This window comes from Epilithonimonas sp., assembly GCF_036780765.1.
Taxonomy (GTDB): Bacteria; Bacteroidota; Bacteroidia; order Flavobacteriales; family Weeksellaceae; genus Epilithonimonas.
In genome coordinates, this window is record NZ_DAIQCG010000013.1 from 13,216 (window position 1) to 35,206 (window position 21,991).

The window sequence follows — 21,991 nt, forward strand, 5'->3', positions numbered from 1 at the left end:
TTTTTACATGGTTACCATTTGAAAAGTTTTTTTGGAAATCTGTTCCAGCAACACTTTTTTGTCTTTGTAGAATTTTTCTAAATTATCTAATTCAGCATTTCTGACAGTAAATAAAGATACGTTTTTTGTCATTTGGGTAATGAAGTTTTGTTGTAATTCTTCATTAAAATCATTCGAAGTTCCAAATTTGTCTTCTAAGCATAATGCTAATGAAATTGCTGAATTCTGCATCAAAGAAACTTTAATTTTATATTTTGCCAAAAGTGTAAAAATTAAACTAATGTGATCCTCTGCTATGAATGAGAAATCTCGCGTTTCTACATTCAGCAAGGTTTGATTTTCTTTAAGGATATAACTTTCGATCAATTCATTTTCTGTGGAATTTCCTACTTTAGTTCCTGGTTCTTTAGGTTCTACAAAGGATTTTACAAAAAAAGGAATATTCTTTTGTTTAAGTGGTTGAAGCGTTTTTGGGTGAATAACCGAAGCTCCGTAATAAGCCATCTCAATCGCTTCTTCGTAAGAAATATGTGACAACAACTCAACATTTTCGAATTTTCTCGGATCACCTGTCATTACACCGGGAACGTCTTTCCAGATAGTCATTTCGTCTGCATTTAAGCAATAAGCAAAAATCGCTGCAGTATAATCTGAACCTTCTCTTCCAAGAGTGACTGTGAAATTATTACTTTCAGAACCGATAAATCCTTGAGTTACATAACAATTGATTTTATCCAGTTTAGAAATATTCTGTTCAGTTTCCTGCCAATTTACAATACCTTCTCTATAATTTGTATCGGTTTTGATATAATCTCTTGCATCCAACCAATGATTGAAAAACTGAATATCATTAAGATACTCACTCAAAATTTTAGACGAAATCATCTCTCCACAACTCACAACCTGATCGTAAACGAAGTTGTAATTCGGAGATTTATTTCTTCTTAAAAAAGAATCAATATCGTCAAAAAATAACGATATCTCTCCAAAAACCGCGTGACCTTCTGAAAATAAACCTTTGGCAATATCGATGTGATTTTTCTTGATTAATTCAATTTCTGCTTGATAATCCTGTTTCTTGAAATAATATTCGACTACCTTTTCCAAAGCATTTGTCGTTTTTCCCATTGCAGAAACTACAATTAAACATTTTTCAAACCCCTGAGTTTCTAGAACTAAGGCCACATTTTTCACACCTTCAGCATCCTTTACAGACGCACCACCAAATTTGTAAACTTTCATTAGATTTTTTACCGTTAAACTTTTTTATTATGAAATTAAGAAGTCGTTAATTGATTATTAACCTTCAAAAATATTAATAATGAACGAAATATAAAAATCAGGCTCATAACTTCTAATGCTTCACATCGAGATAATGAAACCATATTAATTATTTCATGATTAATATCATCAAAAATTGATGAATTTTGTTTCATTTCTTTGAAAAAAAAATTAGTTTTGTAGAAAATCAAATTAACCCAATATGTCACATCAGGCTTTACAGACTTTAGGAGAATTTATTATTGAAAAACAAGATGATTTCAAATATTCTACCGGAGAACTTTCCCGTCTCATCAGTTCTATCAGAATTGCATCAAAAGTTGTCAACCGAGAAGTGAACAAAGCTGGAATTGCTGATATTATTGGAAATGTAGGCAATCAAAATGTGCAAGGTGAAGATCAACAAAAACTGGATGTTCTGGCGAATGATATTTTCATCACAGCATTATCTCAGAGAGAAGTTGTGTGCGGAATTGCTTCCGAAGAAAGTGATGATTTTATCGAAATCAAATGCACAGAAAATGCACACCTTAGTAAGTATGTTGTTCTGATTGATCCTTTGGATGGTTCTTCTAATATTGATGTGAATGTTTCAGTAGGTACAATTTTCTCAATTTACAGAAGAGTTACCAATCCAGGAGCACCTGTTGAATTGAGAGATTTTTTGCAAAAAGGTGTCAACCAAGTTGCTGCTGGTTATATTGTCTACGGCTCTTCTACAATGATTGTTTATACAACAGGAAATGGAGTGAACGGCTTTACGCTTGACCCTTCTATTGGAACTTATTACCTTTCTCATAAAAACATCAAATTTCCAACGGCAGGAAAAATCTATTCAATCAATGAAGGAAATTATGCTAAATTCCCACAAGGTGTGAAAGATTATATCAAATATTGTCAGGAAGAAGAAGGTGACAGACCTTACACATCTAGATATATTGGATCTTTGGTTTCTGATTTCCACAGAAATATGCTGAAAGGCGGCATCTACATCTACCCTTCCACTTCACAATCTCCAAATGGGAAATTGAGATTATTATACGAATGTAATCCAATGGCATTTTTGGCAGAACAAGCTGGCGGAAAATGCAGTGATGGTTTCAAAAGAATTATGGAAATCGAGCCAACAGAGCTTCATCAACGTGTTCCGTTTTTCTGCGGAAGTGCAGCGATGGTGACTAAGGCTGAAGAATTTATGACAAAAGCAGTTAACCACAAAGATTAATTTTTAATCTTTAACCTATACCAAAGATCGATTTTGTCGGTCTTTTCTTATTTTTGTAAAATGAAGACTGCAAAATTCCATCAATATATTCTCAATTTTAAACAACCTAGCGGCACTTCGCGAGGTGTTCTTAATACCAAAGAAACTTATTTCATCGAAATTTTTGAAGATGATAAAAAAGGCATCGGTGAATGTTCTCTTTTCCGAGGATTGAGTTTTGATGACGATGATGATTATGAAGATGCTTTGGAATGGGCTTGTCGTAATATCAACCTTAAACTAGAAGAATTACAAGAAGAATTAATCAATCATCCTTCCATAATTTTTGGAATAGAGCAAGCTTTGCTTAATCTTGAACATCAGGGAGATTTGTATTTTCCAAGTGATTTTACAGATGGTAAAGATTCAATCAAAATTAATGGATTGATTTGGATGGGAGATTCGGACTTTATGCAATCTCAAATTGAGGAGAAATTGGAGAATGATTTTACTTGTATCAAACTGAAAATCGGAACCGATTGGGATTCTGAAAAAGAAATATTAAAATCTTTAAGACAAAAATTTCCAAAAGATAAAATCGAACTTCGTGTAGATGCAAACGGCGCTTTTTCTCTGGAACAAGCTAAAGTTGTTTTGCAGGAATTGGCAGATTTGGACATTCATTCTATCGAACAGCCAATAGAAGCTGGAAATTGGGAAGCAATGGCAGAACTTTGCAAAAACACACCAACTCCAATTGCTTTGGACGAAGAATTAATAGGTGTTTTGAACTTCGAATCTAAAAAAGACCTTCTGCAAGAAATCAATCCTCAATATATTATTCTGAAACCAAGTTTAATTGGTGGTTTCTCAGGAACTGATGAGTGGATAAACTTGGCAGAAAAAAACAATACCGGTTGGTGGATTACCTCAGCTCTTGAAAGTAATATTGGACTGAATGCAATTGCACAATACACTTACACCAAAAAAAATCCAATGCCGCAAGGTTTAGGAACAGGAGGATTATTCACTAATAATTTTGAGACACCTTTATATTTGAAAGGCGAAAATCTTTGGTTTGAAAATTAGATTTTCCTGCCAAAATTTCAGTCTCAAAAGTAAATCTCTGCCAAATATTACCTTTACATTATATCTTCTAACATCTATTGCTATTGGCACATTCTTGGAGAAAACTGTTGAAGAATAATATTAAAATCAAAATATAATTATGTCAGTAAATTTTAAACCATTAGCAGACAGAGTTCTAGTAGAACCAACTCCAGCTGAAACTAAAACAGCTTCTGGATTGATCATTCCGGATACTGCGAAAGAAAAACCACAAGAAGGAACTGTAGTAGCTGTAGGTCCAGGTAAAAAAGACGAACCAACAACGGTAAAAGTAGGCGACAAAGTTCTTTACGGAAAATATTCTGGAACCGAATTGAAGTTTGAAGGTAAAGATTACTTGATCGTGAAAGAAGGAGACCTTTTAGGAATCATTGGTTAAAATTTTTAAAACGTAAAATAAATTGTACAACGTACATTAATACAACAAAAAAATGGCAAAAGAAATAAAATTCGATATAGAATCTAGAGACGCTCTTAAAAGAGGTGTTGATGCATTGGCTAATGCAGTAAAAGTAACTTTAGGACCAAAAGGTAGAAACGTAGTAATCGAGAAATCTTTCGGCGCTCCTCACGTGACTAAAGACGGTGTTTCTGTAGCAAAAGAAATCGAACTAGAAGATAGAGTAGAAAATATGGGTGCTCAAATGGTGAAAGAAGTAGCTTCTAAAACCAATGACATCGCAGGAGACGGTACAACAACCGCTACAGTTTTAGCTCAGGCAATCGTAAGAGAAGGTCTTAAGAACGTAGCTGCTGGTGCAAACCCAATGGATCTTAAAAGAGGAATCGACAAAGCAGTATCTGCAGTTGTTGAGAATTTGAAATCTCAATCTCAAACAGTTGGAGATTCTACCGAAAAAGTAAAACAAGTAGCTTCTGTTTCCGCAAACAACGACGAAACTATCGGTTCTTTAATTGCTGAAGCTTTTGGAAAAGTTGGAAAAGAAGGTGTTATCACTGTTGAGGAAGCAAAAGGTATTGATACAACGGTTGATGTTGTAGAAGGAATGCAATTTGACAGAGGTTTCCAATCGCCTTATTTTGTGACTAATCCAGAGAAAATGGTTGCTGAATTAGACAATCCTTACATTCTTTTGGTTGAGAAAAAAATCTCTTCAATGAAAGAATTATTGCCAGTTCTTGAGCCAGTTGCACAAGGTGGAAAATCATTATTAATCATTTCTGAAGAAGTTGAAGGTGAAGCTTTGGCAACTTTGGTAGTTAACAAATTGAGAGGTTCCCTTAAAATTGCTGCTGTAAAAGCGCCAGGATTCGGTGATAGAAGAAAAGCAATGTTGGAAGACATCGCAATCTTAACTGGTGGAACTGTAATCTCTGAAGAAAGAGGTTTCACAATGGAAAACGTAACTATCGAAATGTTAGGAACTGCTGAAAAAGTTTCTATTGATAAAGATAATACTACAATCGTAAATGGTGGTGGCGACGAAGCTCAAATCAAAGGTAGAGTTTCTCAAATCAAAGCTCAGATGGAGACGACTACCTCTGACTATGACAAAGAAAAACTTCAGGAAAGATTGGCTAAATTAGCTGGAGGTGTTGCTGTACTTTATGTTGGTGCTGCTTCTGAAGTAGAAATGAAAGAGAAAAAAGACAGAGTGGATGATGCACTTCACGCAACTAGAGCTGCAGTTGAAGAAGGTATTGTTGCTGGTGGTGGTGTTGCTTTGGTAAGAGCCGTTTCTGCACTTAACTTCCAAGGTGATAATGCTGACGAAACAACTGGTATCAAAATCGTGAAAAGAGCCATTGAAGAGCCATTGAGACAAATCGTTGCTAATGCTGGTGGAGAAGGTTCTGTAATCGTTGCTAAAGTAGCGGAAGGAACTGCTGATTTTGGTTACAATGCTAAAACTGACGAATATGTTAATATGCTAGAAGCTGGAATCATCGACCCGACTAAAGTAACAAGAGTTGCTCTAGAAAATGCAGCTTCTGTTTCCGGAATGCTATTGACAACAGAATGTGTTATAACAGAGATAAAAAGCGCAGAGCCTGCAATGCCAATGGGCGGCGGAATGCCTGGAATGATGTAACAGTCTGTTACTGAAATAATATAAATTAAACCGTTCAGATTTTCTGAGCGGTTTTTTTGTGACCTCGAACTTAAAATCCACGTTTATCATTATTTTGTAACTTTAAAGCTTAAAATCCAAACAATGTCAATCAACAACGAATCTGAATTGAGAGGATTGCAGGAAGCCAGCAAAGCGGTTGCCTATACTTTGAAAGCAATAATAGATTTTGCAAAACCCGGAATAAGCACGAAAGAGTTAGATAATTTCGGAGGAAAGATTTTAGCTGATTTTGGAGCGAAATCTGCGCCTTATTTAACTTATGGATTTCCTGGCTGGACTTGCATCAGCGTAGATAATGAATTTTGTCACGGCATTCCTTCAGAGAAAAGAATCTTGAAAGAAGGAGATTTAATCAATATAGATGTTTCTGCTGAACTGAATGGTTTTTGGGCTGATAATGGTTCATCCTTGGTCATTGGAAAGAATTTTCATCAACATCAGAAATTAGTAGACGCTTCCAAAGAGATTTTGAAAAAAGCGATTAATAATATCAAAGGCGGAGTGAAAATTTCGGACATTGGACATCTGATGGAGACCGAAGCTAAAAAGAGAGGGTACAAGGTTATTACGAATCTAGGAGGTCACGGCATTGGCAGAAGCTTGCACGACTCGGTAGTTGCGATAGAAACCTTTATTTCGACTTCTTCATCTATTGCTCACACAACTAATGATGGTTGGACAATGATTGGAAACAAAGGTGGTTTTATGGCGCAGCACGAGCACACCATTGTCATCACAGACGGAAAACCAATTATCCTCACAGAAATGAATGAAATCTGGAATTAAAAACAGAATCACATAAACAAAAAAACCACCTCGCTTTGAGATGGTTTTTCTTTTAATGTAAGATAATCTTAGTCGATAATTTCGTATTCAATGGCAATAGTCCCTTTTCTGGTATCTGCGATTGAACTAAATGCAGCTTTAGATAGATCAAAGGCTCTTGACGAATGGTAAGGACCTCTATCGTTTACTTTCACTACAACACTTTTCCCTGAAATCAAATTAGTAATTTTTACTTCTGTTCCAAAAGGAAGGGTTTTGTTAGCAGCGGTTAATGCTTTGTTACTGAAAATTTCTCCGCTTGCTGTTTTTCTACCGTTAAATTTATCGTGGTAGAACGATGCAAAACTTGTTTTGGCATCTGTGGCATCACTCTTGAAAGAATAAATACCAAGTGTTGAAATCATCATTATGATTACGAGAATAACTCTTTTCATCATTTTGAATATATTTATTGGTTTTGACTCTGCAAAGATATTCGGAATAATAGCTGAAACCTCACTTTTGGAGTTCAACCAAGATATTCAAGCTAAAAAGGAAATTTCGAAAGCTGTAATTCGGCTACAGTAAGCTGATTACAAGATTTGTTAAAAAATGTTAATTATTTTTTAATTTTCTTAAATTTATCCAATTGAACCCATTCATTAAAAACAGACAAATCATTGAAAATCAGTATTTTAAATATAATACAATAATTTAGTAATATTAATTAATGATAATATTAAATCAATGTTAGCTAAATATAAACACATTAAAACGAAATATCTTATTACTTTAGTTAAATTCATATTGATTTTTTATCAATAATTCAAAATATTAAAATTTTAACTAATTAAAGTGTTGAATAAAACCACAAACAGCTGAATTACAATAACTTAAATAAAATCAACATTTTTTTTAACATAAAACAAAAAAACCACCTTAAAAATAAGATGGTTTTTATATCAAATAATTTTGATTTATACTAATTCTCCAATCAAATCATAATCTTCAGCAGAAGTAATTTTGACGTTGGCGAACTCTCCAATAGAGATATAAACGTCTTTCGCAGGCACCAAAACCGTATTATCTACATCCGGAGAATCATACTCGGTGCGTCCAACAAAATAGTCGCCTTCTTTTCTGTCAAAAATACATTTGAAGGTTTTTCCGATCTTCTCTTGATTTTTCTCCCAAGAAATTTGTTGTTGGATTTCCATTATGTCTTCTACTCTTTTCTGCTTCACCTCATCCGGAATATTATCTTCCAAAACATACGCTGTCGTATTTTCTTCGTGAGAATAAGTGAAACATCCCAATCTGTCAAATCGTTGATCTCTCACCCATTGCTTAAGTTCTTCGAATTTTTCTTCTGTCTCACCTGGGAATCCAACAATCAAGGTTGTTCTAATCGCCATATCCGGAACTTTCTCCCGGAATTTATCCAGAAGTGCATTTGTTTTTTCAAATGTAGTTCCTCGTTTCATCGCCTTCAACAATTCTGTATTGATGTGCTGAAGTGGAATATCGATATAGTTACAGATTTTAGGTTCTGTTCTGATAATATCTAAAACATCCTCTGGAAAACCTGTTGGAAACGCATAATGAAGACGAATCCACTCGATTCCTTCTACCTTGATTAATTCCTGCAAAAGTTCTCCAAGAGCTCTTTTTTTATAAATATCCAATCCGTAAAAAGTCAAATCCTGAGCAATCAGAATCAATTCTTTAACGCCTTTCTTTGCTAATTTTTGAGCTTCGATGATTAATTTTTCAATTGGAGTAGAAATATGATTTCCTCTCATCAATGGAATTGCACAGAATGAACAAGGTCTATCGCAACCTTCAGAAATTTTTAGATAGGCGTAATGTTTTGGAGTTGTTGTTAATCTCTCTCCTACCAATTCGTGTTTGTAATCTGCACCAAGATGTTTTAATAAAATCGGTAAATCACGTGTTCCAAAATATTGGTCAACATCGGGAATCTCACGAATCAAATCCGGTTTATATCTCTCCGAAAGACAACCTGTCACGAAAACTTTTTCTACAACACCTTGATTTTTCAAATCAACATATTCTAAAATAGTGTTGATACTTTCTTCTTTCGCATTATCAATAAATCCGCAGGTGTTGATAACCACAACATCACCTTTTTCCTCGTGAACTACTTTTTTTCCATTAGCTTCCAGCTGACCCATCAAAACTTCTGAGTCATAGACGTTTTTGGAGCATCCAAGTGTCACAATATTAATTTTCTTTTTACCTACAGATTTGGTACGCATTATCTACAATTTTAAGTTTGCAAATTTAGGAATAAAAAAAGGAATCAATTTTTGATTCCTAGTTATTTGTATTTATTAAAAATAATTATTAATAAGCTTGATCGTCTCCTTTGACAATATTATAGAACGTAAGAAAAATAATTTTAAGATCTAAGAAAAAAGTCCAGTGCTGTATGTACCAAATATCTTTCTCTATCCTTCTCTCCATATCTCTGTCAGAAAATATCTCGCCTCTGGATCCCATAACTTGTGCCCAACCTGTGATTCCTGGTTTTACAATGTGTCTGGTCATGTACTTCTTCGTGATTTTGGAGTATTGCTCTGTTTGTGAAAGCATATGAGGTCTTGGTCCGACTACTGACATATCCCCTAGAAAAACGTTGATAAACTGCGGCAACTCGTCTATACTAGTTTTTCTCATAAAGGCTCCAAATTTGGTTATTCTGGAATCATTTTTCTTCGCTATCTGCAAATCAGCAATCTCATTAACTGCCATACTACGAAACTTCACACAATCGAAAGGCTTATTTTTCAAACCTGACCTTTTTTGCAAGAAAAAAATGGGGCCTTTGCTTTCCAATTTTATTATTAACGCTACAATAGGCATTAACCAAGATAAAAGAAAAATAATAACAAACAGTGAAAACAAAATATCAAAAGACCTTTTTAAGAGTTGTTTTTTTGGATTAGACAAAGGTTCTTTGATGAGTTTAAGAAAAGGCATCTCATGAATCACATCAACATAATAAGATCCCAAATGGTTATTTTTAAATTCGGGAACCATATAAATCCTGATCATCTTGTGTTCTGCGATATTCACAATTTTTTCATACAAATCGATATCAATTTTATCATCACAAAAGATAATATTATTAATCTTCACTGTTTCCAAATCGGAGAAAAGTTGGTTGATATCTCCAATATTCTTTTCTTTACAATTATCTTTATCGTATATATAAAATCCTCTAATGCCCAGACTTCTTCTAAGTCTTCTGTCTGAAATCAATAATTTGGAATAATTGCTTTCTCCGACAAGAACTGTAGTGAATGCATAAAGCTTTCGTCCGATAGTCACTCTATTTTTTTTCCTGTATAAAAATAAAATAAACCGGCTTGTAAACATTAAAAAGCTTACGATTATAAAATAAAGAGAAAAATTGGCATAATTGATATTTTGTGAAAACATCAAAAAAAGATAAATCAGAAAAAATACAATAAAAAGAAAACAGGATTTTGTTAGCGCATTGAACTGTAGCGATGATTCTTGTAATGTATTGGATTTATAGAGCCTCGTGAGCTGGGTAATTATAACCCAAGAAAAATTGACTATAACAAATTGAATTTTGTAATCTATATTAAACAATTCACTTCTTTGGTCTTCAAAAAAGTAAAAGTTGTATAAATATAGAAAAAGATTGATTACAATATAATCTACAACAAGAAATAGTTTCGGTAAGTGTCTAAATAAATAAACAATCATATATCCAGCTCTATTAGATTATAGTCATCCCTAACTTTGTAACAAGGTAAGTGAATGAGTTCATTAAAGTGTGTTTTTTTTGAGTATGTATCAAAAGTTTTTAGATGCAAACGGTGTAAGAACTGCATCTTTGTCAGAGAGTAGAATATCCTCCAAGGGCAGTTGCCAGTCTATTGCAAGATCTGCATCATTCCATAATACACCACCTTCAGAAGCTTTGTTATAAAAATTATCACACTTGTAAGAAAATACTGCTGTCTCAGAAAGTACTGAAAAACCATGTCCGAAACCTCTTGGAACATAGAGCTGTAATTTATTTTCTTCTGTAAGCTCGATACCAAACCATTGACGAAATGTCGGAGAATGCTCTCGTAGATCTACTGCCACATCAAAAACTCTACCTTCTAAACAAGAAACCAGCTTAGCCTGTGCATGATCTCCTTTCTGGAGGTGTAAGCCTCTTAAAACGCCATAAGAAGATTTGGAAATATTATCTTGAACGAAATGTCCGTTTTGACCAGTGAGTTCTGTAAACTTTTGTTCATTGAATTTCTCATAAAAATACCCTCTATCATCATTAAAAATAGTTGGCTCAATTATGTAACAATCTTTAAGAGGAGTTTCTTTTATTTTCATATAATTATTATCCCAAGGTGGAATCTATTTTTTTTAATTCTTGTTCAAAAACAGCTTTTTTGAGTGCTGAGCTAGAAAATCTATGATCTCTTTTGTTGTAGAATATCTCTATTCCTTTTTCATCACAATAGTCTTTTCCTGTAAAATTTTTGTCTTTATAATCGCTACCGATAATACGTACATCTATAACAAAAGACTGTAAAATATCCATAAGATCCTCCTCTGTATTATAGGGAATAATCTCATCTACATCTTTACAAGCCTTTAGCTGAATATAACGTTCTACAATAGATTGTGACGGTTTGTTTTTATTCGGTCGATCCAAGGTAGGGTCTAATTGCAAACCGACTATTAAATAGTCACATACTGTTTTGGCTTCTTCAAGCATTTTTATGTGCCCTGCATGCAATAAATCAAAAGAGGAAAAAGTAATCCCAACACGTTGTGTTTTCATAGAGTTAGTTTTAATAAATACAAAAGTATAATTTTTAACTATTATTAACTAATTTATCAAAAGGAAATCTCAAAATAAATTATTCTTATTGCAATAATTTATTTTGAAAAAAGCATTTATAATAAACAGACACAACCAATAATACATTATTACACAGAGAATTTATTCCAAATACAAATTATCATTATCATTATACCAATCCTTCAAAGCTTCTTCAAAACTATATTGAAATTGATAATCGCTTTCTTTTAGTTTTTTTCCACTTATATTAGTAGATATCATTAGTTTTTTTACTCTATCAGGATGTATTCCAAATGACTTGCCTCCTAATGCACCAATGATTCCGGCAGCAAATTTCAAAACTCCGCCAGGGATTTTATAAATGGTTCTTTTCATATCGGTAGCTTTCATCATAGCATCGGATATCTCTTCTATAGTGAATGCTGGCTCATATGTACAGTTATAAATTTCGACATCGCTTCTATCCATCTCTATTCTATAAAGCATGAAATTCACCAACTCCTTTACATAAATGCTCGCCTTTATGGTATCCTTTCTACCTGGATAAAAAAATCTATGCTTTTTTATGCCCCAATATAATCTGGTAAAATTGCCATTTTCTCCTTTCCCAAAAACCACACCAGGCCTTACAATAGTCAATTGCCTTTCTGTATCTTTTTTTGCTTGCCAAATCATGTGAATTTTTTCTGCAACCAACTTCGATATGCCGTAAGGTGTATTTGGAGTAGGTAAAGTTTCTTCCGACTTCATTTCTTCTGAGGCACCATAAGGAGCTATTGAGGACGTAAAGAGAATCTTTTTTATTCCAAATTTTTCAGCAAAAGCGGTTACATTTTCGGCACCATATATATTGGTTTCAAAATACTCATGGTTTGGATGGCCTGGTGTTGTATGAACTGCGGCAAAATTAAAGATTATATCATTTTGATCTACCACAATATTTAAATTGATGGGTTGTTTCACATCACAATTGATATACTTTGACTTACCATCATGATTATTTTCTCTGATATCTAAATTATAAATATTACCGTCTGGATATTTTTCTTTTAAAAGATTAACTAGATGAGTGCCTATAAACCCTGACCCTCCAAATATAAAGTAGTTCATTTAATCGTTATTTTTCGTAAATTTTTATTAGTTCATCAAAATTTTTATCCTTATCAAAAAAAGACTTACATCTTTGGTAAGATGCCTTACCCATTTTTAATCTTAAACTGTCATCTTGTAATTTATAAATTGCTTGAACAGCTTCATTAGTATTGTTAATCAAAAAACCAGTAACGCCATCTTTTACAGAATCTTTATTACCTACAATATTACTAGCTACTATCGGTTTCCCCAGAGCCATTGCTTCTAATATAGCAATTGACAGACCTTCCCATAATGACACTTGCATATAAACATCAAAACCAGCAGTAATTGATAGCAGCTCTTCTCTTGTTCTAACCCATCCTGTAACAGTGATATTGGGAGCTGTAAGTTGATGCCTTAATTCTCCATCACCAATCCAAACAAAATTAACTTCGGGCATTTTATTAGCAATTTCATTAAATCCCAATGGATTTTTTTGAGCATGTAAAACTCCTATAGTACCTACTGTGAATTTTTCCCTATCAATTTGAAGTGGTGTGAATTTTTGATTTTTGAAATCGATACCGTTTCTAACAAAAAATGTTTTGCCTATTTTTTTTGCAAACTCTAATTCAGTTTCCCCAGAAGCTATGGTTGTTCCTCCAAAAATTAACTGTATATATTTTTCTATAGTATGATAAAATTTTTGAGAAGACTTGGAAATATCTTGTCGTAAAAAAGCATAACCATGAGGAGAGTAAAAAATATGATTTCTTGGAATAATTCCAAAAGCTCCTATTCTTCCTAAAACTCCTGCTTTAGAAGAATGTAGATGTAATATATCAGGTTTTTCTTGTTTTAAGACTTTTCTTATTTGGAATAAAGAATCAAAATCTGAGCGTGGTGTAATATTACGAGCCATTTGTATTTTAATAAACTTTACCCTATCAGAAAAATCTTCTTTTATTTTGGATTCTTCAAGAACATCTCTTTTACTATATATAATAATAATTTCAAATTTTTTATCATTAACTACATCTATCATATATGATGTCAAGTCACGTATATAAGTATATATACCTGTACTAAATGCCTCGGCTATATGTATGATTTTCATGGATAATTAAGGGGTATTTATGTTTTTATGGATTATTTTTATAAAATACAACGATTATCAATTGTACATTTATTAAACAATTTTAAATTAGTAAATCATCTAGTCTGACATTAAAAAATCAATCAATTATAATACCTATTTAAAATCTGTATTAAATATTTTTCCTTATTTTCAAGATTATTATCGTAGAAATAATTTTCAATCTCAGGGATGTTAATATCATAGCCTGTACCGGATTTGATAAGATTTATTTTTATTTTTTTTGAATAATAAGATTCCATCACTTCAATTATTTCAATTATAGAATAATTATCCAAATAGGCAATATTTAAAATATGATTTTCTTTATTATTTTCTATAAGGTTATTACATATGGACTTAATATCTTTTGCATCGATTAGATTCCTCGTAGCTTTAGTATGGACATTAATAACTTTGTCATTTTTGACAGATCTTACCAAATAGTTCATTAATAAATTAGGATTTCCTCCATTTCCAACGGCATTACTTACTCTTAAAATAAGCCATTTTTTCATGGTATTTTTAATAAGCTGCTCCATTTTTAATTTGTGGAGAACGTATGGACTCTCATTTTTTGTAGAATCGTATATACTACAAGAAGAAAAGTAAATAAAAAGCAATTCCGGATTATTATTCATAGTTTCCAAAATTAAATTTTCTTCTCTTTCGAACTCTTCTTTTCTAATTTCTAAAGAATTGGAAACACCTGACGCAAAATATATACAATTTTTATGTCTGCTATCCTTAAACAAATTGGCAATAAGCCCATTCCCTATAACCATAATATCTTTTTTTTTGAATATTATAAGATAAATTTAATTAGTCATTTTTAATAAATAGACAGATTCATTATCAATATCTTCTACTTGGAATAATAAATTTTTTGCAGTGGATAATGATATCGTTTTATTTTTTATTAGAATTGGGTTTAAAAGTTCTTTTTGTTCTGTATTGGGAATTTTATATAATGAATAATTTATTTTTTTTGCCTTAGAGAAAAAAGATGAATCTTGAAAAGATTTTAAATCAATTGTAAAAGTATTTGTAGAAGAACTAAGATTCCCAAGTAATAGATTGACAGATTTATTAGGCTGGGAATAATAGGCAATAGCAACAGTTCTTTCTGAGTCTACATTTGTATTAAACCTTGTGTTTAGACTTTCTGCATAATACTTATAAACCCACCATACAGATCTTGGTTTCCCCTGTGGAGTTAGTAGCCCATCTATAGAATTGTTCCAACATGTATTTTCTGTCTGCTGACCTTGTGGGGCATCTCCACAGGTTTTGCATCCGACTACTTTTTCTTTGTCTAATATATTGATGTATGCAAGAGATGTAAGTGGTTTGAAATAATCTTCTGGCCCTACAAACTCAGGAATTATTATATCTTTAATTTTTAAATTAGGATACTTTTTTATATAATATTCTCGGGCATGATAAATATTTTTTTTCATATTAAGGGCATCATCTATATTATAATTCTGATGCCAATCTAGCAAATCTAGTGTAATGTTATTTGCGCTACAAAAGTCTAGAAACTTTTTGAAATATTCATCCGTAAACCATGAAATTGATGGCCCCATAATAGTAGCCTTCTTCCCTCCAGGTAATGATCTTATTTTATCATGCATTAATTTAAAGGTTTCAAAAAAATTTTGTTGAGAGCCTTCAAAAAAAACAGTTAAATCTGGTTCATTCCACAAGTCATAGACCACATTATTACCATTTTCCTTATAAAGTTCCTCTACCAGGTTTAGTAAATTCTGTTTATCACTATACGGTTTTTTCCACATGCTTGAGCGGTGAAAAAAGAAATCTGTTACAACTAGTATAGGCGTTATATTATATTGTTTCAATATTTTCAATTGCTCTATCCTCTTGGTTTTATCTGCCATCGAGCTTCCTATTCTCCAATATCTTGGTTTTAATTGGACAATATCATTTTCTAGTGGCTTGAGATCATTAAAATGTAAAAAGCCAACAACAGATTTTATATTAGATGCCTTTTTTGAAAAATCTATTTCAATTTTTCTCTGGGAAAATAAAAAATTGGACACAAGTAAAAGTAATAACACCATAATAACACTTGAAAATATGATACGGCGACACATATTTCTAGAGATTTTATACATAAAATTCATTTTCTATTTGTTATCATTATTTTATATGTTAACATTCAACAAGAGTAATTTATCTGAAATATTACATTTATTTTTTTAAAAATACATTTATTTTTTTTAAAATACATTTATTTTTTAAATAAAAATCAGCAGTGTACCAAAAAATAACGAGTCTTTTGTATAACTTACCTAATAAAGGTCTATCACTTTTTTTTATTGTAGTGACAGTATTAGAACTTCTTCTATATAATACAAGAGGTTTATTTATAAATTTAACTCTACCAATAATTTCACCAACAAAGCCCAACCATATATCAAAAGCAACTTCCCGATTTTTAGGAAAAGGGAGGGCTTTTTCTAAAACTGTTTTACGTAAAGCAATAGAATAACCATAATATGTATTGTATCCTAAATTTTTTAAAATCCCCGGACCTGAATTGAAAATACTGAAAAAAGATTCATTAGTCACATTTAATGATTCGTCTGTAACTTTTGCATCGGCAACTACCAAATCATATTCTTGCAAATAAGAAACCATTGTAGAAGTCTTTTCTGGCAGCCAAATGTCGTCTTGATCCGAAAGGAAAATGATATCTCCAGTGGCTTTTTTTAATGCATTTTCAAAGTTAGATGTAAATCCTTTCTCCCCTTCGTTTATAAATAGATTTATCCTTTTATCTTTGATATCTCTAACGATTTCAAGTGTATTATCTGTAGAGTGGTCATCAGAAATAATAATTTCATCATAATCGCTTATTTGTTGAAGAATTGAGGATAACTGATCTTTAATATATTTTTCTCCATTGTATGTTGCCATACAGACACTTATTCTCATAATTTTAGTTTTTTTAAAATAATTTCTACAATAGATGGCCTCTACTTCATCAATAATCCCGTCGTAATCCCTTTTGTTATAGATATTAGCTTAGCTTTTTTATCATTTTCAAAAAATAATACAGATAAATATCTTAAGCCAATATATTTTACTATTAAATGAATCTTTTTTCTTTTTGGATATAAATGGGGAAATTTTCTCCAAACATAAATTTGGTTCTTAATAAGATAAAATGTACGAAATGCAGAATAATTATCAGAAATTTTCCCAAGTAAGTTATTTTCAGAATAACCAATTTTGTGATTGAGGATTATATCTGTTATAATAATGGTTTGCAACCCAAATTCCTTTTTTGCTCTGTAGCAAAATTCAAAATCCACAGCATCAATAAATAGTTCTTTATTGAATAGGAGCCCTTTTTGAAATGTTGATTTAGGAAACATAGAGCCGGACGTTATACATTCTTTAACAAACATTACTGGCGCATCTGTTTCATAGGCTAACTTATCTTTTCCTGTATAATTTACGCCAAAAATACCAATATTAGGATTTTTATAACCTGAAATGAATTTTTTATATTTTGACATCATTCCTTTCTCAAAAAAACTATCTTGATCCAATGTTAATAGATAATCAAAATCATTATACAAGAGCCATTTTACGCCTGCATTTAATGCTTCTCCAATACCTACATTAGAACCGGTGCCTAATAAAATTATTTTTGTACTTAAAGATTTTATATCTTCAGATTTATAATTTTTATTTTCTTTGGGGGTATTTTCCCATACAATCAAAGTATCAATATCATCAATATAAGTTTTTATGTTACTTCTCAGTTCAGAAATATCCGGAAAAAATGTTATGACAATACCAACAGATTTCATCAGCATCAATTTAATTTAAAACTTTCAATATTTGGGCTTGCATATCTGGAAGAAAACTTATTAATAATACTTTTAATTTTATATATGAAAAAATTATTATTTTTGGGCTTTTCATCAGAAAAAAACAATATTGGATATTCTTTTACCCCTATGTTATTAGCTTCTAAGTAAATGTTTAATAATCTCTCAGCCATAAATCCATATATTCTTTTCTGATAGGGTGTATAATTAGAAATATCAATTAATTTTTCAGTCTCATTTAACACGTAAAAGAGCCAAGTACAATATTTATCAAATTCTTGCCAAGACATAATAAACATATTATATGGATGAAGCTCATTATTATGATGCATGATTTTATTAAAAGCCTTGGAATATTTTTTTTCTTCCAAATTATTAATAATTTTTTCCAGTTTTTTTATGTCCTCAGAATAATGTCTGATACAATAATCTGCATATAACGATAATCTAAAACTTTCAGGTTTCGAAATTATAACCTTACCTTTTTTTAATATTTTTTTTACATCATCAGGAATATTAAAATCAATTTTATCAAATGATTCTATAGGCAAAGTTCTGCCTGACCCTGACAATTTTTTATTTTTAAAATCAAAATAACGTCTATAATGAGCAAGTCCAACATAGTCAACATCTTTTAAATTTTTCCATGCCCAATATATTCCTGTTAACTCACAATAACTTGAATTTTTATAGCTTATATTGTCTCCAGTATCGTCTACAATTATATTTAAGTTTTGCTTAGAAGTAGACTTACCAACATGTATGGGTAAATAATTTTTGTTAACTGCTTTTACATCGTCTTTATGACAACAAACTAATATTTTAAGATTCATCACTTTACTAAAAATTATCTATAATTTCTGATTTATATGGATATGTATCATTATCATTATTAATGATATAAACTTTATTCCAAAAGAATAAATATAAAAATATTATAGTAATCATCATTATTATATATTCTAATCTTTTGTTTCTCATAAGATATAAGGCTCTGGGCAAAAACAAACACTCACTTATGAATAAGAAATAGAATGCTACCCTAAAAGACCAGACTGAAACAAGTGATGTTAGAATTAATATTGATCCTAATAAATTTATAAATGCGAATGAAAGTAAGCTGTCTTTTTCTAGAGAATTTATTTTGAAAACATAAATAGTCATTAAAATTATACTTATTATAAAATGGAATATAAATAAAGAGGTATAATCAATTGTATCACCACTTAAATAGAATAAGAATTTTGATGGTAAAATTCCAGACAATACTAAAAATCCAATTAAAAAATCAAAATAGATAAAAATAAAAATAGAACAGAAAAGTGTGATTATAAGTGTGATATATTTTGCCTTATATTTTAAAACTGATAATAAATAAGCACCAGCAAAACCAATATAGAAAATACCTGTATTGTGTGTATACTTAAGAAGTATTAATAATAAGATGACTTTGATCCATTTTCTATCTTCCAAATATTTGAACCCATATAACCCTATTCCCAAAGCAATAGTTTGCCTTACCAAATTTAAAGACTGGTTATAATATCCAAAAAGGAAAATAAACATTACTAACCACATAGATGACTTCTTTCTATTTTCAAATGCGGATAGATAAACAAGTAGTGTAATTACAAAACTTGTAATAAAATAAATTATATTGACTTTTTCACCAAAACGTGACCCTATAAAATTAAGTAATAAATAGACAAACTCAATATCAGAAAAAGCATCTCTTGTGTAATATTTATAAAATTGGTTCCAATCATTGACATGTTTGAAGACACCCCAAACTCTATCTACATATATCTTGGTATCTGTTCCAACTCCTGAGTCTCGAAAACCCGCCAGAAGCGAAGGTGCTAATACCGCAATAGCAGAAAAAAAGAAAAATAAAATTTTATTTTTATCAACTGTTTTTTCTGCTAAAAAAGTACAAAAAATACTTATAAAGAAAATTAATAGATAGGGTAACATAACAAATGTAAATCTTACTTAAATATTTCCAAGACCTTTTCTATAATCGGAGCCATATCATAATACTTATACTCAGCTAATCTTCCGCCAAATATGTATTTTGAATTTTGGTCTGCCTGGTCTTTATATTTCTGATACAAGGTATTATTTTCTGCGTCATTAATAGGATAATAAGGTTCCATGCCCTCTTTCCACTCTGTAGAATATTCTTTTGAGATAACGGTTTTAGCATTTTTATCCACCTCGTCTCCAAACATCTCAAAATGTTTGTGCTCTATAATCCGCGTATAGGGTACTTCTGCCTCGGTATAGTTAATAACGGCGTTACCCTGATAGTTGGACACTTCATGAATCTCATGCTCAAAGCTGATAGTCCGGTAAGCCAGTTTACCAAATTGATAACCAAAGAACTCATCAATGGCTCCTGTAAAAAGGATCTTGTCCGCAATGCTTTCATAATACTCTTTATCTGCCATGAAATCGACATCACATTTTACTTCGGTACCGTCCAACAAACCCTCTATCAATTTATTATACCCACCAACCGGGATACCCTGGTACTTGTCATTAAAATAATTATTGTCATACACAAACCTTACCGGCAAACGCTTGATAATAAATGCCGGAATTTCTGTAGCAGGCCTCCCCCATTGCTTCTCCGTATAACCTTTAATCAGTTTTTCGTAGATATCTTTTCCTATAAGTAAAATGGCTTGTTCTTCAAGATTACGGGCTTCTTCTATACCAGCAGCTCTCATACGCTCTACGGCTTCCTGTTTCTGCTCTTCTATTTTAACCTTAGCTTCCGCAGGGGTTTTCACGCCCCACATCTGGTAAAAGGTATTCATATTAAAAGGCAGATTAAAATAATCACCTTTATAATTAGCGACGGGACTATTGGTATAACGGTTAAATTCTACAATAGAATTCACAAAATCCCACACCTCCTTATTTGAGGTATGAAAAATATGCGCACCGTACTTATGCACATTAATTCCTTCAACATTCTCGCAATAGATATTACCGCCAATATGTGGCCTTCTGTCAATCACAAGACATTTCTTTCCCTCTTTCTTTGCTAGATGGGCAAATGTTGCACCGTATAAGCCTGCGCCAACTATAACATAATCGTATTTCATGATTTAGTTTTGAGTTTATTATTTATAATATTTTTTACAATTAGGTAAAAAGGGTCATTCGTGAAGACTAAAAAGAATAAATATATAAATATCCCTCCCATTATACAAATTATAAAATCCCATATAAAGCTAACTTCAATTTGTTTCATAAAATAAACAGTTATTAACATTACAAAAGTTGCTATAATATTTCCCCAATAGCTTTTTTTCCAAATAACAAATATCAATCTTCTTCCTATCCACCACATTGTAGCTGTGACGACAAATTCTGCAATTAATGTTGCTAATGCAGCTCCATTTTGGCTGTACTTTGGAATCAACCATAAATTTAGCAAAAGATTAATTATTGCTCCAGCAGCCGTAGAGAAAATTACAATCTTCTCATGTCCCTGTGGATACAAAATTTGGATTCCCAAAACGTTAGATATGCCTATAAAAATAATTATTGGTGCTAAAATCCTTAATGTCAATATTGCATCTGCATAAGTATCTCCGCAAAAAATAGGAATTAAGAAATCTGCTAATATTACAAGACCAAAAGAGACAGGCAATGTGAGTAAAATTATAAAGTCTAAAGATTTTTGTGCTAACTCCCGAAACTCTGTAACTTGATTATTAGATATCATATTAGACATACGGGGTAACAAAACAGCACCCAAAGATGTCACAATAGTTAATATGACGTGAGTCAATTTTGTTGCAGATGTGAAAAGTCCTACACTTTCATTATTTTTCATAAAACCCAACATAATTACATTGAGATTGATGTATATACTTACGATTAAATTAAGAACAAAAATTCTAAGAACAGGCTTAATATGTCTAAATGGCTTTAAATCCTTAACAACTAAATCTGATATTTTAACGTACTTTCTTAGTCTAAAAAAATTAAAAATGTTTCCCCCTAACGCACCTACAGTAATACAGATTGCATAGTATAAAATATCTTGTTGGGTCTTAACAAACAAGAAAAGAAGAATAAGTCCAAATGATCTAACAATTATTCCTCTTACTGTGATGTATTTGAAATCTTCTACTCCTTGGTAAAACCAATCGCAACCTATAGTAGTAAGTATTATCGATACACTTAAAATTAAAAAAAGCGGTACATTAACCTGTACTTTATCTACTGTCATTATTATTATAAAAACCAAGAAATATCCTAAAACCGTAAGAATCAAATTTAAAATTAAGATTTCTAAAAGCGTTTTATTTCTTAAGGCTACATTATCTCTTACTTTAGCTATTTCTCTTATTGCGTACATTGGAATCCCTAATGATGTAAGCAATAATATATACTGAATGATAGACTGGAAAAAATTGACCTCACCAATTCTTTCCGCCATCAATATTCTCGACGCATAAGGAAAAGAAATCAAAGGAAAAAGTATACCTAAACTAGTGTTTAATAGATTATAAACAAAATTACCTTTAATTGATTTAGCCATTATTATAGTAT

At 31.5% G+C, this 21,991-nt stretch carries 21 protein-coding genes; 5 read left to right on the forward strand and 16 right to left on the reverse strand.

What is annotated here, in order from left to right; translation table 11 throughout:
* Positions 1–3: 3 nt before the first annotated feature.
* Positions 4–1,242, reverse strand: coding sequence for an aspartate kinase (locus tag V7P73_RS13525; RefSeq protein ID WP_333854499.1), 1,239 nt, complete (start codon positions 1,240–1,242; stop codon positions 4–6).
* Between the two features lie 241 nt (positions 1,243–1,483).
* Here V7P73_RS13525 and fbp point away from each other — a divergent pair, with 241 nt between their 5' ends.
* The 5 genes from fbp (at position 1,484) to map (ending at position 6,495) form a co-directional block, all read left to right on the forward strand.
* A complete protein-coding gene (gene fbp / locus V7P73_RS13530) occupies positions 1,484–2,506 on the forward strand; it encodes a class 1 fructose-bisphosphatase (protein ID WP_333854501.1) in 1,023 nt (340 codons plus the stop codon).
* Between the two features lie 60 nt (positions 2,507–2,566).
* Positions 2,567–3,574: an o-succinylbenzoate synthase gene (locus V7P73_RS13535; protein ID WP_333854502.1), complete on the forward strand. Its 1,008-nt coding sequence runs from the start codon at positions 2,567–2,569 to the stop codon at positions 3,572–3,574.
* A gap of 139 nt (positions 3,575–3,713) precedes the next feature.
* Positions 3,714–3,992: a co-chaperone GroES gene (locus V7P73_RS13540; RefSeq protein WP_074235464.1), complete on the forward strand. Its 279-nt coding sequence runs from the start codon at positions 3,714–3,716 to the stop codon at positions 3,990–3,992.
* Between the two features lie 52 nt (positions 3,993–4,044).
* Entirely contained in the window at positions 4,045–5,667 is a 1,623-nt protein-coding gene (gene groL / locus V7P73_RS13545; protein ID WP_333854504.1) for a chaperonin GroEL, read from the forward strand.
* A gap of 123 nt (positions 5,668–5,790) precedes the next feature.
* A complete protein-coding gene (gene map / locus V7P73_RS13550; RefSeq protein ID WP_333854506.1) occupies positions 5,791–6,495 on the forward strand; it encodes a type I methionyl aminopeptidase in 705 nt (234 codons plus the stop codon).
* A gap of 68 nt (positions 6,496–6,563) precedes the next feature.
* On the opposite strand, the gene V7P73_RS13555 is transcribed toward map, so the two are convergent.
* The 15 genes from V7P73_RS13555 to V7P73_RS13625 form a co-directional block, all read right to left on the reverse strand.
* The gene (locus V7P73_RS13555) at positions 6,564–6,932 is read right to left on the reverse strand and encodes a septal ring lytic transglycosylase RlpA family protein (protein ID WP_333854508.1); all 369 of its coding nucleotides are present in this window, start codon (positions 6,930–6,932) and stop codon (positions 6,564–6,566) included.
* Positions 6,933–7,451: 519 nt separating this feature from the next.
* Positions 7,452–8,753, reverse strand: a complete 1,302-nt coding sequence (rimO, locus tag V7P73_RS13560) for a 30S ribosomal protein S12 methylthiotransferase RimO (RefSeq protein WP_333854510.1) — start codon at positions 8,751–8,753, stop codon at positions 7,452–7,454.
* Between the two features lie 88 nt (positions 8,754–8,841).
* Positions 8,842–10,233, reverse strand: a complete 1,392-nt coding sequence (locus V7P73_RS13565; protein WP_333854512.1) for an exopolysaccharide biosynthesis polyprenyl glycosylphosphotransferase — start codon at positions 10,231–10,233, stop codon at positions 8,842–8,844.
* Between the two features lie 90 nt (positions 10,234–10,323).
* The gene (rfbC, locus tag V7P73_RS13570) at positions 10,324–10,869 is read right to left on the reverse strand and encodes a dTDP-4-dehydrorhamnose 3,5-epimerase (protein WP_333854513.1); all 546 of its coding nucleotides are present in this window, start codon (positions 10,867–10,869) and stop codon (positions 10,324–10,326) included.
* A gap of 7 nt (positions 10,870–10,876) precedes the next feature.
* The gene (locus V7P73_RS13575) at positions 10,877–11,323 is read right to left on the reverse strand and encodes an adenylyltransferase/cytidyltransferase family protein (protein WP_333854515.1); all 447 of its coding nucleotides are present in this window, start codon (positions 11,321–11,323) and stop codon (positions 10,877–10,879) included.
* Between the two features lie 162 nt (positions 11,324–11,485).
* Entirely contained in the window at positions 11,486–12,454 is a 969-nt protein-coding gene (locus tag V7P73_RS13580; protein ID WP_333854517.1) for an NAD-dependent epimerase/dehydratase family protein, read from the reverse strand.
* Positions 12,455–12,461: 7 nt separating this feature from the next.
* Complete coding sequence (locus V7P73_RS13585) at positions 12,462–13,535, reverse strand: glycosyltransferase (protein ID WP_333854519.1); 1,074 nt, start codon at positions 13,533–13,535, stop codon at positions 12,462–12,464.
* A 122-nt stretch (positions 13,536–13,657) separates the two neighbouring features.
* Complete coding sequence (locus tag V7P73_RS13590; RefSeq protein ID WP_333854521.1) at positions 13,658–14,338, reverse strand: NAD-dependent epimerase/dehydratase family protein; 681 nt, start codon at positions 14,336–14,338, stop codon at positions 13,658–13,660.
* Between the two features lie 33 nt (positions 14,339–14,371).
* Positions 14,372–15,691, reverse strand: coding sequence for a GH39 family glycosyl hydrolase (locus V7P73_RS13595; protein ID WP_333854523.1), 1,320 nt, complete (start codon positions 15,689–15,691; stop codon positions 14,372–14,374).
* A 76-nt stretch (positions 15,692–15,767) separates the two neighbouring features.
* Positions 15,768–16,496, reverse strand: a complete 729-nt coding sequence (locus tag V7P73_RS13600) for a glycosyltransferase (protein WP_333854525.1) — start codon at positions 16,494–16,496, stop codon at positions 15,768–15,770.
* A 59-nt stretch (positions 16,497–16,555) separates the two neighbouring features.
* Complete coding sequence (locus V7P73_RS13605) at positions 16,556–17,398, reverse strand: hypothetical protein (protein WP_333854527.1); 843 nt, start codon at positions 17,396–17,398, stop codon at positions 16,556–16,558.
* 5 nt (positions 17,399–17,403) lie between these two features.
* Positions 17,404–18,252 (reverse strand): DUF4422 domain-containing protein, encoded by an 849-nt coding sequence (locus tag V7P73_RS13610; RefSeq protein ID WP_333854529.1) that lies wholly within the window; start codon positions 18,250–18,252, stop codon positions 17,404–17,406.
* A 7-nt stretch (positions 18,253–18,259) separates the two neighbouring features.
* Positions 18,260–19,393 carry an EpsG family protein gene (locus V7P73_RS13615; RefSeq protein WP_333854531.1) on the reverse strand — a complete coding sequence of 378 codons (1,134 nt, stop codon included), beginning with the start codon at positions 19,391–19,393 and terminating at the stop codon, positions 18,260–18,262.
* A gap of 14 nt (positions 19,394–19,407) precedes the next feature.
* A complete protein-coding gene (gene glf / locus V7P73_RS13620) occupies positions 19,408–20,532 on the reverse strand; it encodes a UDP-galactopyranose mutase (RefSeq protein ID WP_333854533.1) in 1,125 nt (374 codons plus the stop codon).
* Positions 20,529–21,980 carry a flippase gene (locus V7P73_RS13625; RefSeq protein ID WP_333854535.1) on the reverse strand — a complete coding sequence of 484 codons (1,452 nt, stop codon included), beginning with the start codon at positions 21,978–21,980 and terminating at the stop codon, positions 20,529–20,531. The genes glf and V7P73_RS13625 overlap by 4 nt, the downstream gene beginning before the upstream one ends.
* Between the last annotated feature and the right edge of the window lie 11 nt (positions 21,981–21,991).

Coding starts and splice junctions, on each gene's coding strand:
- V7P73_RS13600 (WP_333854525.1), bottom strand. CDS start 16,496: ATGGCAACATACAATGGAGAAAAATATATTAAAGATCAGTTATCCTCA.
- V7P73_RS13555 (WP_333854508.1), bottom strand. CDS start 6,932: ATGATGAAAAGAGTTATTCTCGTAATCATAATGATGATTTCAACACTT.
- V7P73_RS13625 (WP_333854535.1), bottom strand. CDS start 21,980: ATGGCTAAATCAATTAAAGGTAATTTTGTTTATAATCTATTAAACACT.
- V7P73_RS13590 (WP_333854521.1), bottom strand. CDS start 14,338: ATGGTTATAGGGAATGGGCTTATTGCCAATTTGTTTAAGGATAGCAGA.
- V7P73_RS13580 (WP_333854517.1), bottom strand. CDS start 12,454: ATGAACTACTTTATATTTGGAGGGTCAGGGTTTATAGGCACTCATCTA.
- groL (WP_333854504.1), top strand. CDS start 4,045: ATGGCAAAAGAAATAAAATTCGATATAGAATCTAGAGACGCTCTTAAA.
- V7P73_RS13595 (WP_333854523.1), bottom strand. CDS start 15,691: ATGTATAAAATCTCTAGAAATATGTGTCGCCGTATCATATTTTCAAGT.
- rfbC (WP_333854513.1), bottom strand. CDS start 10,869: ATGAAAATAAAAGAAACTCCTCTTAAAGATTGTTACATAATTGAGCCA.
- V7P73_RS13565 (WP_333854512.1), bottom strand. CDS start 10,233: ATGATTGTTTATTTATTTAGACACTTACCGAAACTATTTCTTGTTGTA.
- V7P73_RS13615 (WP_333854531.1), bottom strand. CDS start 19,393: ATGTTACCCTATCTATTAATTTTCTTTATAAGTATTTTTTGTACTTTT.
- fbp (WP_333854501.1), top strand. CDS start 1,484: ATGTCACATCAGGCTTTACAGACTTTAGGAGAATTTATTATTGAAAAA.
- map (WP_333854506.1), top strand. CDS start 5,791: ATGTCAATCAACAACGAATCTGAATTGAGAGGATTGCAGGAAGCCAGC.
- V7P73_RS13585 (WP_333854519.1), bottom strand. CDS start 13,535: ATGAAAATCATACATATAGCCGAGGCATTTAGTACAGGTATATATACT.
- glf (WP_333854533.1), bottom strand. CDS start 20,532: ATGAAATACGATTATGTTATAGTTGGCGCAGGCTTATACGGTGCAACA.
- V7P73_RS13605 (WP_333854527.1), bottom strand. CDS start 17,398: ATGAAATCTGTTGGTATTGTCATAACATTTTTTCCGGATATTTCTGAA.
- V7P73_RS13575 (WP_333854515.1), bottom strand. CDS start 11,323: ATGAAAACACAACGTGTTGGGATTACTTTTTCCTCTTTTGATTTATTG.
- V7P73_RS13540 (WP_074235464.1), top strand. CDS start 3,714: ATGTCAGTAAATTTTAAACCATTAGCAGACAGAGTTCTAGTAGAACCA.
- V7P73_RS13535 (WP_333854502.1), top strand. CDS start 2,567: ATGAAGACTGCAAAATTCCATCAATATATTCTCAATTTTAAACAACCT.
- V7P73_RS13525 (WP_333854499.1), bottom strand. CDS start 1,242: ATGAAAGTTTACAAATTTGGTGGTGCGTCTGTAAAGGATGCTGAAGGT.
- V7P73_RS13610 (WP_333854529.1), bottom strand. CDS start 18,252: ATGAATCTTAAAATATTAGTTTGTTGTCATAAAGACGATGTAAAAGCA.
- rimO (WP_333854510.1), bottom strand. CDS start 8,753: ATGCGTACCAAATCTGTAGGTAAAAAGAAAATTAATATTGTGACACTT.